Raw genomic sequence first — 12,088 nt, forward strand, 5'->3', positions numbered from 1 at the left:
GAAAGGTATTTTGTGTATGCCGTCATTTTTTAAGCAAAAGAAAAATACCGAAACGAAAGACAGCCAGAAACAAGAAGATAAGAATCAGCAGAAGAAAGAAGAAGGGCCGATTCTGGCTTCTTCAAGTTTGGCGAAAAATGTGGCGGACATGAAGAAGAAAGTCGGAAGCAGCTCTGATGTCATTATTCGGGAAGTGAAAGCAGGGGAACAGGATGAAGTTCACCTGGCCATTATTTATATCGCGGGTTTGGTCGATAATAACACGATACATGAATCGTTAATCGAGCCTTTGATTCAGGATCAAACCATCCAAAATGCCCATGCGATAAAGCAGATCCTTGAAAAAACGCTTCCGCTGGGCGGAGTAAAAGCTGAAAAGAGCTGGGACAAGCTGTTCACTGAATTGATGCTTGGAAATGCGCTGGTTTTTGCGGACGGTTCTGATGAGGCGCTTATCTGCAGCACCCAGGGGGGAGAGCACCGTTCCATACAAGAGCCGAGCACCCAGGTGTCATTCCGGGGCCCGCGCCAAGGGTTTACAGAGTCTTTGCAAACCAATATTTCCATGATTCGGCGATACATTAAAAATCCCAATGTATGGGTCGAAAAAATGAAAATCGGTTCTGTAACAAATACGGATATCGCGCTGATGTACATTCACGGCATTTGTGATGAAAAGGTGCTGAAGGAAGTGAGGCAGCGCCTGAAAAAAATAGACATTGACAGTATTTTAGAATCCGGATACATCGAGCAGCTGATCGAAGACGAAACGTTTACGACGTTTCCGACCATGTATCACACGGAACGCCCTGACGTCGTCGCAGGAAATCTATTAGAAGGAAGATTTGCAATCGTTGTGGACGGAACACCGTTTGTTCTGATTGCCCCAGCCTTATTTATTCAATTTTTTCAGTCGGTTGAAGATTATTATTCACGCTTTGACATTGCGACAAGTATACGGATTCTGCGGATATTTATCTTTTTTATTTCACTTGTCGCACCGGCTGTTTATGTGGCAGCCACGACGTTTCATCAGGAAATGATTCCGACACAGCTGTTAATCGTCATTGCTGCCCAGCGGGAAATCGTTCCGTTTCCGGCCGTTGTTGAAGCCATCACAATGGAGGTTGCTTTTGAGATTCTCAGGGAAGCTGGGGTCAGACTGCCGAGGGTTGTAGGATCGGCTGTTTCCATTGTAGGCGCGCTTGTTATCGGTCAAGCTGCTGTTCAGGCTGGTATCGTGTCTCCGGCTATGGTCATCATCGTTGCCATAACGGCCATTGCCAGCTTCGCAACGCCGGCGTTTGCCATGGCGATATCTGCCCGCCTCATTCGGTTTATGTTTATCATTGCTTCTGCCGTAATGGGTTTTTACGGGCTGGTATTAGGGATTATTATGATGTTTGTTCATTTATGCAGTCTGCGTTCCTTTGGTGTTCCTTATATGTCGCCGCTTGCGCCCTTTTCTTCACAAGGCGTGAAGGACACGCTGTTCCGTGTTCCTTGGTGGGCCGACCAGAAAAGGCCTGAATCCATCAGCAAAAAAGATAAGGTCCGTCAGGGGAAAGACCAGCGTCCTCAGCCGGATGGTTCACGCGGGATGGTGAACAAAGAGTTGAGAGAAGGAGATCAGAATGATACGTAAACGTGTACTAGCCGTTATCATGCTTTTGAGCATCATTGTGCTGCCCGGCTGCTGGGATAAGCGTGAGCTGACAGATCTTGCGATTATTTCGGCAATCGGCATTGATCGGACAAATGAAGGGAATTACGTACTGCACTTTCAGATTATTAATCCCGGAAACGTCGCCGGAGGGCTTCAGGGCGGCGGTGCGGGAGACAGGCCGCCTGTATCCGTCTATTCCATAGTAGGCGACAACATGACGGAAGCGCTCAGAAAAGCCTCTATGAAAGTATCCCGGCGGCTTTATTTTGCCCATACCAATCTGGTCGTGATCAGTGAAAAGCTGGCGAGAGAGGAAGGTTTGAATTTTGTGTTAGATAACCTTGACCGCGATACGGAATTCAGGACCACGGCAACGATTGTCATCGCCCATAAAACGAAAGCCGAAAATATCGTCAAAACGCTTACGCCGATTGATAAAATACCATCCAATAAAGTCAATAAAACACTCGACTTCACGCAAGCGCAATATGGGCGGGTGATTAAAACCAATATCCAAGATGTCTTGAAAACACTTGCCCTCACCACAGAAGCGCCGGTGATCCCCGGATACAGGATGATCGGGGATGATAAAAAAGGAGTCAGCCTGGAAAACACACAGGCGACTGACCCGCAAGCCATTCTTCAGGCGGACGGTTTGGCGGTATTCGATAAAAGAGGCCATTTAAAATATTGGATTGAAGATAAGGACAAAGTTGGGGTTGTCTGGCTTAAGAATCAAATCCAGCATACGTTTATTAATGCCGATTGGAAGAAGACAAAAGATGCGGTAAGCTTACAGGTCACGCATCAGACAACAAAGCTTAACCCGGAAATACGAAACGGCCGTCCCCGCATTCATGTTCACGTAACGGTTGAAGGCATAATAGACGCAGTAAAATATCCATTTCATTTATCTGACCCAAAGGTGTTAGCCGATATCGAAAAAGCACTCAACAAACAGCTTGAAAAGGAAATCAGCCATGCAGTTGAAAAGATAAAGGAACATAAAATTGACTTTATCGGATTCGGAGACACGATATACAGGAAGTATCCGAAGCAGTGGGAAAAAATGAGGGATACATGGGACAAAGAATATTTGCCTGATCTGCCTGTCGATGTAAAGGCGGATACGTATATCAGAAGAACGGGGCTGCGAAATAATCCGCTCAGAAACCAGCTTAATCATAAATAGGTCAAGAAAGGAGTAGTGACAGATGGAAAAAGCCAAAATCAGCATTAGGCAGCTGTTTGTCATGATGATCATTTTTGAGCTGGGCAGCTCCTTATTGATTACACCGGGAACGATGGCGGGCCGGGATGCCTGGATAGCAGTGCTATTAGGCTGTGCAGTTGGTTTATTTCTTTTTTACTTGTATCAGGGGATCTATCAATGCTATCCAGAGTTCTCTCCAAAAGAATACATGGATGATATGCTCGGCAAAAAGCTGAGCTGGTTCTTTTCGTTTCTTTATATCTTGTATTTTGCATATATTGCCGCCCGGGTGCTGCGTGATTTCGGAGAAATGCTGCTGACGTTTGCTTACCATGATACTCCGATTATCATCGTGAATGCTTTACTAATGGTGGTCAGCATATATGCCGTCAGAAAAGGAATTGAAGTGCTGGCGCGGGCGGGTGAGCTTCTCTTCGGGGCAATGTATCTATTGGGTGCGCTCGGTCTCGTGCTGATCATTGTATCGGGTTCCATAGATCTGAAAAATTTAAAACCGGTTTTAGCAGACGGGATTTTCCCTGTTATTCATTCTGTTTTCACACAAACCATGTACGTTCCGTTCGGTGAAATTGTTTTATTTGTAATGATTTTCCCTAATCTCAATGATCGCAAGAATGTCAAAAAAGTGGGGATGCTCGCTATGGTCATCAGCGGATTGGTTGTGGCGCTTACTGTAGCGATTAATATCAGTGTGCTTGATGTTGATCTGACATTGCGATCGCAGTTTCCGCTTTTAAGTACGATTCAGACAATCAAAGTGGAAGAATTTCTGGATCGGCTTGATATCTTTTTTATGCTGGCACTGATTATCGGCGGCTTCTTCAAAGTCAGCCTCTATCTGTATGCGGTGGTGGTGGGTGCGTCCACTCTTTTTAAGGAAAAAAATCCTTCACAGTTGGCATATCCAATGGGACTGGGCATACTCATCCTCTCTATCGCAATTGCCACCAACTTTTCAGAGCATTTAAATGAAGGGCTGAAAGTAGTGCCGCTGTACATTCATTTGCCCTTTCAAGTGCTGTTTCCATTATTTCTGTTTATCCTCGCTGTTTGGAAAAAGAAGAGAAGAGAGAAATCGAAACAGGCTGATAAACAGAAACAATAAAAAGAGCGGGGGGATGCAGCCGCCGCTCTTTTTACGTTCACTTCTATATAAAAGGGGGATTTAGGTTGCGCCCCTGTCTGCACTGGCAGAGGCGCGTTTTTGTTAAACGACTGCGGCGTTTTCCGTCACAGTAAAGCTTCCTCGTGAAAGTCTGATGGTAATGTCAGATACCTTTGCAATTTGTTCATCATGCGTCACCATGATGATGCATTTATTTTCTTTGTGCGCCAAATCCTTAAAGAGCCGCACAATTTCTTTTGACGTATCCTCGTCAAGGTTTCCGGTCGGTTCATCGGCAACGATCAAGTCCGTGTCACAGCAAAACGCTCTTGTAATGGAAACACGCTGCTGCTGTCCGCCGCTTAATGTCAGCACCTTTTGCCGGGCTTGTTTTTCATTGATGCCGACCTTCTCCAGCATCTCCAACGCATATGCTTCTTTATTCTTTTCCTTTGAACCTGTGATTTCCATGGCGGTTGTCACATTTTGCAGAGCTGTCATATATGGAAGCAGGTTGTACGCCTGAAAGACAATTGATACGTATTTATTTCTGAAATTCGTCAATCCGATTTTAGAAACAGCTTTTCCGCCATAAAGGATATGTCCTTCTTTAGGTGCGTCAAGTCCGCCTGCCAGAGACAGGAAGGTCGTTTTTCCTGTCCCTGAGGTGCCGACGATTGTATAAAATTTACCTTTTTCAAAGCTGATATTAATATCCTGAAACAAGGGCTGGTTTTTGTCCTTATACCAGTAGCCGACTTGTTGAAATTCTAATAAGCTCATTCGTTTCGCCTCTTTCTATTCCTGTTTTGTCAATATCGTTTTCGGGTGGAGCCGCAGTACTGAAATAGACGGCAGCAGCGTTGCAATGACAGCGATTAACATTCCGATTCCGCCGAGTACAAGCATATCGTTCATCGAAACTGCCACATTCAGTGAATCAATGACGTCCGCGTTTGAAGAGCTTTGGCTGAACATTCCGTGGCCCATGCCGCCCCCGCCGCCGGGCATTTGGCCGCTTGCGGTTTGTGTTGAATCAGTTGATGAACTGATCTGCTGGGATAAGAGCTGATTGCCGAGCTGGTTGGCGACCAGATTTCCAGTCACTGATGCAATGCCGATGGCCACAACTGCCACGATCAGAATCTCAGTTAAGAACTGGCCAATCAGCTTCCACCGTTTTTCACCGATAGCCATTAACACACCCATCTCATATTTGCGCTCTCTGATTGACATCATGACAATGAGGCCAAGAATGACAGCGCCTGCCACTGATACAAGGTACACAACGTTTTTAGAGAAAGAAGCTACATTTTCGATCGGGCCGACCATTTGCTGGTAAAGCTGATCGTTTGTATTTAAAGTAAACGTATCAAAGTCGATTGACGTTTTCTTCGCTGCTTTAACGAATGCATCAATATGTTCAGCATCGTCCATATCATAAACAGCTGAATCAATCGTGTTTTTATAATCGTCACCTTTCAGAGCCGCTGTTGCTGTGTAAGGTGTGTAAAGCTTATTGTAAGGATTTAAGAATGAGAAATTCTGGGCTTGATCATCGCCTGAAGACGTTGTTTTATAAATACCGACAATCTTCAGTTTGAGTGTTGTATCTTCGTCTGTTGCTGATTCTATTGTGATGGAATCTCCAACGCTTACATCATTTTCTTCTGCTAATGTTTCATTGATCACTGTGACGTTTTTGCCGACATCAGATTTTGTAATCGCGCGGCCGTCTGTGATTTTTGAATCTCCGTCAGAGAATTCCTCTAACAGCGACGTGCTGATGACGCCTTCAATCGAAAGATCGGCTTGAACCATTTGTTTTCCGCCTTGCATTGGAGCGCCTTTTGTATCGCTTGAGCTTGAGTCTGTGCTCGAATCACTAGAGCTTGAGCTTTCAATCGCATCGAAGTTTCCGGCGTTGGCTGAAGCTGATGTAATGAAGTTGTAGCTCTTCACATGATCAAGCGCTGTCAGCTTATTGGCATCAGACACTTTTATCGGTGTAGATTCGAAGCTGCGTTTTTCACCGCTGTCCTGCTGCTTCTCCATTTGTTTTTGGCGGTCAACTTGAAGCGTAACGCTTCCGCCCAGCTCCTGTCTGGCAAGGTCGCTGGATTTTTGAGCTGCTGACTGGATCGTGAGGCCAGACAGAACAAATATACAAATCACTGTAAACACAAATAACTGCAAAAACGTTTTTCCTTTTTTGGCCTTTATGTTCCAAAAAGCCCGTTTGATAAAATTCATTTATGTTCCTCCGTATAGGTATTTTTATAGATAAGACCGCCTGTGAGGCAGGCCCGCTTGTTGATAAATTTATAGTAGTCCAAAGGTATGAAAAAAATATGAACAATCTATTTCTAGTTGATGAAATAAAAACTAACAATTGTGAAACCCAAAATTCTCTGTCTAAAATGGTGCTATTATATAGAAAAGCATCAAAACAATCGGAGGATCCAATGAAAATTTTAATGATAGAAGATAACGTAAGTGTTTGTACGATGACAGAGATGTTCTTTTTTAAAGAAGGTTTTGAAGCTGAATTTGTTCATGACGGTTTAGAGGGGTATCAGCGCTTTGCTGAAGAAAATTGGGATTTGGTGATTCTGGATATTATGCTTCCGTCTATGGACGGCGTAACCATCTGCAGAAAAATAAGAGAGACAAGCACGGTTCCGATTATCATGCTGACTGCCAGAGACACCGAATCAGATCAGGTGATCGGCTTTGAGATGGGTGCGGACGATTATGTGACGAAGCCATTCAGCCCGCTGACATTGGTTGCCCGCATCAAAGCCGTGAACAGAAGATATCAGGCGACGGGCAAGGCGGCAGCGGAAGAAGATACGATTGAATCGGAATGCTTTAAAATTAATAAAAAGACGAGAGAAGTATTTTTAAATGGGGAGCCTGTTGAAAACCTCACGCCTAAGGAATTTGACCTGCTTTATTACCTTGTGCAGAACCCGCGGCAGGTGTTTTCCAGAGAGCAGCTGCTTGAGCAGGTATGGGGCTATCAGTTCTACGGAGACGAACGGACTGTCGATGTTCATATTAAACGGCTGCGGAAAAAGCTTGCAAGTGAGGACAGGCCTTTCCTATATACTGTATGGGGAGTAGGGTATAAATTTGATGAGGATTAAATATTTATATCAGCTGCTGCTGAGCCATGTCAGCATATTAATTTTAGCATTTGTTATCATTATTTCTCTTTTTTCTCACTTTGTGAAAGAGTTTGCCTACCAAAATAAAGTAGAGGAACTGACGTCATATGCGGTGCAGATTGCAAGCGAATTTCAAACCGGCCAGGTTGATATGCGCCGGCTGTACCCATATCAGGATATATTACGCACAAGAAAGACACAGTTTATCATCTTTAATGAAGCACAGCAGCCTTATTTTCACCCTGAAGACTTTCACCCACGGGAAAAGCTGAAGAAAGCGGAGTGGGAGAAGCTGAAAAAAGGGCAGGTGGTCATGAACAGAGCGGATGGCCGTTTTAACGATGAGGTTTCCCTTGTTGCACAGCCGATTTTTGTTAACAATGAATTTAAAGGCGCGGTACTGCTGATTTCTCCAATCAGCGGCGTAGAGCAAATGATTAACCAGGTCAACCTCTATATGTTTTACGCGATAATCAGCACGCTTGTCATTACCATTCTCGTCAGCTGGCTGCTTTCCAAATTCCATGTGAAACGTATTCAAAAGCTGAGAGAAGCAACGGATAAAGTGGCTTCCGGCGACTATGACATCCACTTGGAAAACGGCTACCGGGATGAAATCGGGGTGCTGGCGTCTGACTTTAATATCATGGCGAAAAAATTAAAGCAGTCGAGGGATGAAATCGATCGGCTTGAGAAGCGGAGAAGGCAGTTTATTGCCGATGTATCCCATGAATTAAGAACGCCGCTGACAACCATTAACGGTTTGGTTGAAGGGCTGAACAGCAATACGATTCCAGAGGAGAATAAAGAAAAATGCTTCGCGCTCATCAGTGAGGAAACGAGGCGAATGCTGCGGCTCGTAAAAGAAAATCTCGATTACGAAAAAATCAGATCACAGCAAATCACCCTGAACAAGCTTGACGTTCCGCTGATTGAAGTATTCGAAATCATGAAAGAGCACCTTGAACAGCAGGCGGAAGAAAAGCAAAATAAGCTGATGATTCAGGTGGAGGACAGCGTGATCGTTCATGCCGACTATGACCGGTTAATTCAAATCCTCGTGAACATTACAAAAAACAGCATCCAATTTACGCAGCAAGGTGACATTTGGCTGCGGGGAACAGAAGGATATAAAGAGACCATTATCGAAATTGAAGATACGGGAATCGGCATTTCAAAAGAGGATATCGAGCATATTTGGGAGCGGTTCTACAAAGCTGATATTTCAAGAACGAACACGGCGTACGGAGAATACGGCCTTGGCCTCTCCATCGTCAAGCAGCTTGTTGAAATGCATCAAGGTACAATAGACATTAAGAGTGAACAAGGGAAAGGCACAACATTCATTATCCGCCTTCCTTTACCTGCAAAACAGCAATCAATCATGTAAGGCGGCGGCATATCGTCAGATGCTGCCGCCTTCTTTCTAATATCGCTTCGGTATTCCTATTTTAATTGCGTGCTCCCGAAATAAAGATTGCGTGTTTTTCGGGTTAGGACAGTCTGTAAACATGATAAAATATGACATAAACAGTTTTTGATGGGAGAGGGTGAAGGAATGAAGAGCGGGGTAATTCCTTCTTCAGCGGTCGGTCAAAAAATTAACGAGTGGTACAAATATATCCGGACCTTCAGCGTGCCGGATGCCGAGGTGCTAAAAGCTGAAATCCAGCAGGAACTGAAACACATGCAGCATGATTCCAACTTGCTGTTATATTACTCACTAATGGAATTTCGCCACCAGCTTATGCTTGATTATCTCGAGCCGCTGGAGAAATTAAATATCGAAGACCAGCCAAGCCTGTCTGAATTATCACGAAATATAGACAGCAACCAAGCTGATCTGAAAGGGCTTCTCGATTATTATGTGAATTTTTTCCGCGGAATGTATGAGTTTGATAAGCGGGAATTTATTTCTGCCATTACATATTACAAACAGGCGGAGAAAAAACTTTCTTTTGTTTCCGATCATATTGAACGGGCTGAATTTTATTTTAAAATCGCGGAAGCTTATTATTATATGAAGCAAACGTACTTTTCATTGATTCATATCAAAAATGCATATGAAATTTATGTAGAGCAGGAAACCTATAATGTTCGGATTATCCAATGCCATTTTGTGTTCGGGGTTAACCTCATGGATGAGAGAAATTTTGAACAAGCCGCACGGCATTTCAAATTGGCGCTGGAGATGGCGGAAGCGGAACAAAAAGCTCAATTGGTCGGAAGAGCATTTTATAATTTAGGGCTGTGTTATTACAATCAAGACCTTCTCGACCCTGCCATTGAACATTTTGAGAAAGCGGTTTCCACTTTTGAAAACAGCAGAATCACCAATTCTCTGCCTCAAGCATATTTTTTAATAACACTTATTTATTATAAACGCGGAAAACATGAGAAGGCCTCGGAATATCACAAGAGGGGCTATGAATATGCTAAAGAAACAGACGATGCAGATTACGCGGTAAAATTTGAGTTTTTACAATCCCTATATCAGGCACAGCCCAATACAGAAGGAATCGAACGATGTTTCCGATATTTAAAAAATAAAAATATGTATGCTGATATAGAGGATTTAGGCCTAGAAGTAGCAAAATATTACTATGAACAAAAATGGTTTGAACTGTCTGCTTCCTACTTTCTTAGAGTTGAAGAGGCAAGAAAACAAATACAAAGGAGTGAAGGTTTGTATGAAATTGAAATCTAAGTTATTTGTTATTTGTTTGGCTGCAGCAGCTGTTTTTACAGCGGTTGGCGTCTCTGAACATGCTGAAGCATCCGACTTTCATGTCACAGAAAGAGGAATGACGTAAGAACCAGGCCCCTTCTCAATACGAGAAGGGGTTTTCTTTTAAAGAAACAGCAACGCAGGATATGGACCTTACGGCGCCGCCTGATTCATGGAGATTCCTTTTTCTTAGTAGCCTCCGTTAAAAAACGCAGTTCCCACGATAATTAAGAGGATAAATAACACAACAATCAAAGCAAAAGAGTTTCCGTAACCAGACATCTGTGCCACCTCCTTGTGAGATTACTTTATGATATGCTGCATAAACGCGGCGGACAGGGCTTTCAAGATATAGATTGAAAAATAAAGAAAACAACTAAAAAACGCCGCATGACAATGATATTGTCTTACGGCGCTGTACTGCAGACTTAGAAGCCTCTTGTAAATGCAGTACCTACGATAATCAATAGAATAAACAATACAACGATCAAAGCGAAAGAACCGATGCCGTAACCGCCGCCGTTAGCGTATCCTGACATAAGGCTTCACCTCCCTATGATGGATACTACAAAATATGCGGACATGGCCGGATTGATAGGGATAATAGTGACAAGGCAAAAAATGAACAATGAGGCTATCGCGGCGGGCAATATAAAAAGCGGGCCCTGCCGCCCGCTTTTATGTATAGATTAAGAGACCAGCACACCCGCGAAAAACTCCCGGTATAATGCTTGGACGGCTTTTCTTGCTTCGGCTTCCTTTACGCCGAACATCATGCTCACTTCAGAAGATCCTTGGTTAATCATTTCGATATTTACTTTCGCCTGTGATAAGGCTTTGGCCGCTCTTGCCGTTGTGCCGACATTATGGCGCATTGCTTCTCCTACAACCATAATCAGCGCCAGATTGTGCTCGACAATGACTTCATCGGCATGAAGGTTCTCTTTAATCTGCTTCATTACGCTTCGTTCGGCCGAAGCATCCATTTGGCCCTGTCTTAAGATGATCGTCATGTCATCAATTCCCGATGGAACATGCTCATACGTCAAACCGTGTTCTTCTAGGATTTGAAGGGCTCTGCGGCCAAACCCGATTTCTCTGTTCATTAAATACTTGCTGATATAAATGCTGCAAAAGCCGGTATCGCTGGCAATGCCGACGACAGGACCGTTAGTGTTATCACGTTTGCTGACGACGCGTGTTCCGTTCGCCGACGGGTTGTTCGTATTTTTGATCTGTACGGGAATGCCCGCTCTGAATGCCGGAATGAGCGCTTCATCATGAAACACTGAAAAGCCTGCGTACGACAGCTCGCGCATCTCTCTGTATGTCAGCTCGTGGATTTCCTTCGGGTTCTCAACAATGGAAGGATTAACAGAGTACACGGCATCTACATCAGTAAAGTTTTCGTACAGATCGGCCTGAAGACCGTTGGCCAAAATGGAGCCTGTAATATCAGAACCGCTCCGTGAGAATGTCATCACATCGCCATCCTTGCTGAACCCGAAAAAGCCGGGGAATATGATGAGGCCTTCACGCTCTCTCAGCTGAAAGAGATTTTGATACGATTCAGGCAGCACCTGCGCGTTGCCGGGTTCGTTTGTTACAAAAAGGCCGGCATCCTTCGGGTTCACATATTCCGCTTTCACGCCTTTGTGGCGGAAATAGGCGGCAATCAGCTTAGCGTTGTTATCCTCACCGCTTGCTTTGACTGCGTCCAAATATTGTACGGGATTGCTTTTATCTCCTTCTAAAAGCGTAAACAAATCATCACGGATTTTTTCTATAATACACGGCTCAAGCTGAAGCTCATTTGCGATCAGAGCATACCGTTCAATGACCGCTTCCGCCAGTTCAGGGGCGCTGCCGGATGATAAATACTGTTCAGCACATGCGATTAAGAGATCAGTCACTTTCGTATCCTCGGAATAGCGTTTGCCCGGAGCCGAAACCACTACAGCTTTGCGCGCGGGATCTGAGGTTACGATTTGAAACACCTTTTCAAGCTGTGCGCCTGAAGCGAGTGAGCTGCCTCCGAATTTAACGACCTTCATGTTTACATCTCCTAATGTTTAAAATTTTCACACAAATTTAGTATTTATTATCCCTCTTTCAGTTCTGTAAATCAAGGAGAAATTTCTTTGTGGAATGAACATTTGTATTTATAGAGAGGAATTGTGTCAGG

12 protein-coding genes are annotated in these 12,088 nt (G+C 44.1%); 7 read left to right on the forward strand and 5 right to left on the reverse strand.

Annotated elements, in window-relative coordinates; translation table 11 throughout:
* Positions 1-16: 16 nt before the first annotated feature.
* From gerKA to NYE43_RS02125, 3 genes are read left to right on the forward strand one after another with little or no spacing between them, the layout of a single operon-like run.
* Complete coding sequence (gene gerKA / locus NYE43_RS02115; protein WP_024120205.1) at positions 17-1,645, forward strand: spore germination protein GerKA; 1,629 nt, start codon at positions 17-19, stop codon at positions 1,643-1,645.
* Positions 1,635-2,858, forward strand: a complete 1,224-nt coding sequence (locus tag NYE43_RS02120; RefSeq protein WP_340928019.1) for a Ger(x)C family spore germination protein — start codon at positions 1,635-1,637, stop codon at positions 2,856-2,858. Before gerKA ends, NYE43_RS02120 begins: the two co-directional genes overlap by 11 nt.
* A 22-nt stretch (positions 2,859-2,880) precedes the next feature.
* Positions 2,881-4,005: a GerAB/ArcD/ProY family transporter gene (locus tag NYE43_RS02125; RefSeq protein WP_024120207.1), complete on the forward strand. Its 1,125-nt coding sequence runs from the start codon at positions 2,881-2,883 to the stop codon at positions 4,003-4,005.
* 102 nt (positions 4,006-4,107) lie between these two features.
* Here NYE43_RS02125 and NYE43_RS02130 read toward each other — a convergent pair whose 3' ends face one another.
* Both NYE43_RS02130 and NYE43_RS02135 read right to left on the reverse strand, forming a co-directional pair.
* Positions 4,108-4,788, reverse strand: coding sequence for an ABC transporter ATP-binding protein (locus NYE43_RS02130; RefSeq protein WP_024120208.1), 681 nt, complete (start codon positions 4,786-4,788; stop codon positions 4,108-4,110).
* 15 nt (positions 4,789-4,803) lie between these two features.
* Positions 4,804-6,258: an ABC transporter permease gene (locus NYE43_RS02135; RefSeq protein ID WP_340928017.1), complete on the reverse strand. Its 1,455-nt coding sequence runs from the start codon at positions 6,256-6,258 to the stop codon at positions 4,804-4,806.
* Positions 6,259-6,470: 212 nt separating this feature from the next.
* Between NYE43_RS02135 and yclJ the strand changes: the two genes are divergently transcribed.
* From yclJ to NYE43_RS02155, 4 genes are all read left to right on the forward strand, one after another.
* Positions 6,471-7,154 carry a two-component system response regulator YclJ gene (gene yclJ / locus NYE43_RS02140; protein ID WP_024120210.1) on the forward strand — a complete coding sequence of 228 codons (684 nt, stop codon included), beginning with the start codon at positions 6,471-6,473 and terminating at the stop codon, positions 7,152-7,154.
* A complete protein-coding gene (locus NYE43_RS02145) occupies positions 7,141-8,565 on the forward strand; it encodes a HAMP domain-containing sensor histidine kinase (protein ID WP_341060758.1) in 1,425 nt (474 codons plus the stop codon). Before yclJ ends, NYE43_RS02145 begins: the two co-directional genes overlap by 14 nt.
* 168 nt (positions 8,566-8,733) lie before the next feature.
* Positions 8,734-9,882, forward strand: a complete 1,149-nt coding sequence (rapC, locus tag NYE43_RS02150) for a response regulator aspartate phosphatase RapC (protein WP_024120212.1) — start codon at positions 8,734-8,736, stop codon at positions 9,880-9,882.
* A complete protein-coding gene (locus NYE43_RS02155) occupies positions 9,866-9,988 on the forward strand; it encodes a PhrC/PhrF family phosphatase-inhibitory pheromone (protein ID WP_024120213.1) in 123 nt (40 codons plus the stop codon). The genes rapC and NYE43_RS02155 overlap by 17 nt, the downstream gene beginning before the upstream one ends.
* Before the next feature lie 104 nt (positions 9,989-10,092).
* Here the strand turns inward: NYE43_RS02155 and NYE43_RS02160 are convergent, their stop codons facing one another.
* From NYE43_RS02160 to NYE43_RS02170, 3 genes are all read right to left on the reverse strand, one after another.
* Positions 10,093-10,185, reverse strand: a complete 93-nt coding sequence (locus tag NYE43_RS02160; protein WP_024120214.1) for a YjcZ family sporulation protein — start codon at positions 10,183-10,185, stop codon at positions 10,093-10,095.
* Positions 10,186-10,331: 146 nt separating this feature from the next.
* Complete coding sequence (locus NYE43_RS02165; RefSeq protein WP_024120215.1) at positions 10,332-10,442, reverse strand: YjcZ family sporulation protein; 111 nt, start codon at positions 10,440-10,442, stop codon at positions 10,332-10,334.
* A 150-nt stretch (positions 10,443-10,592) separates the two neighbouring features.
* The gene (locus NYE43_RS02170) at positions 10,593-11,957 is read right to left on the reverse strand and encodes an aspartate kinase (protein ID WP_185848283.1); all 1,365 of its coding nucleotides are present in this window, start codon (positions 11,955-11,957) and stop codon (positions 10,593-10,595) included.
* Positions 11,958-12,088: the final 131 nt, after the last annotated feature.

It is taken from the genome of Bacillus sp. FSL R5-0434, from assembly GCF_038004745.1.
In the GTDB taxonomy this organism is placed as follows: domain Bacteria; phylum Bacillota; class Bacilli; order Bacillales; family Bacillaceae; genus Bacillus; species Bacillus halotolerans.

What these genes read in the sequence shown, in the direction of transcription:
- NYE43_RS02125 (WP_024120207.1), top strand. Translation starts at nt 2,881, where the DNA reads ATGGAAAAAGCCAAAATCAGCATTAGGCAGCTGTTTGTCATGATGATC.
- gerKA (WP_024120205.1), top strand. Translation starts at nt 17, where the DNA reads ATGCCGTCATTTTTTAAGCAAAAGAAAAATACCGAAACGAAAGACAGC.
- NYE43_RS02160 (WP_024120214.1), bottom strand. Translation starts at nt 10,185, where the DNA reads ATGTCTGGTTACGGAAACTCTTTTGCTTTGATTGTTGTGTTATTTATC.
- NYE43_RS02135 (WP_340928017.1), bottom strand. Translation starts at nt 6,258, where the DNA reads ATGAATTTTATCAAACGGGCTTTTTGGAACATAAAGGCCAAAAAAGGA.
- NYE43_RS02170 (WP_185848283.1), bottom strand. Translation starts at nt 11,957, where the DNA reads ATGAAGGTCGTTAAATTCGGAGGCAGCTCACTCGCTTCAGGCGCACAG.
- rapC (WP_024120212.1), top strand. Translation starts at nt 8,734, where the DNA reads ATGAAGAGCGGGGTAATTCCTTCTTCAGCGGTCGGTCAAAAAATTAAC.
- NYE43_RS02120 (WP_340928019.1), top strand. Translation starts at nt 1,635, where the DNA reads ATGATACGTAAACGTGTACTAGCCGTTATCATGCTTTTGAGCATCATT.
- NYE43_RS02165 (WP_024120215.1), bottom strand. Translation starts at nt 10,442, where the DNA reads ATGTCAGGATACGCTAACGGCGGCGGTTACGGCATCGGTTCTTTCGCT.
- NYE43_RS02130 (WP_024120208.1), bottom strand. Translation starts at nt 4,788, where the DNA reads ATGAGCTTATTAGAATTTCAACAAGTCGGCTACTGGTATAAGGACAAA.
- NYE43_RS02155 (WP_024120213.1), top strand. Translation starts at nt 9,866, where the DNA reads ATGAAATTGAAATCTAAGTTATTTGTTATTTGTTTGGCTGCAGCAGCT.
- yclJ (WP_024120210.1), top strand. Translation starts at nt 6,471, where the DNA reads ATGAAAATTTTAATGATAGAAGATAACGTAAGTGTTTGTACGATGACA.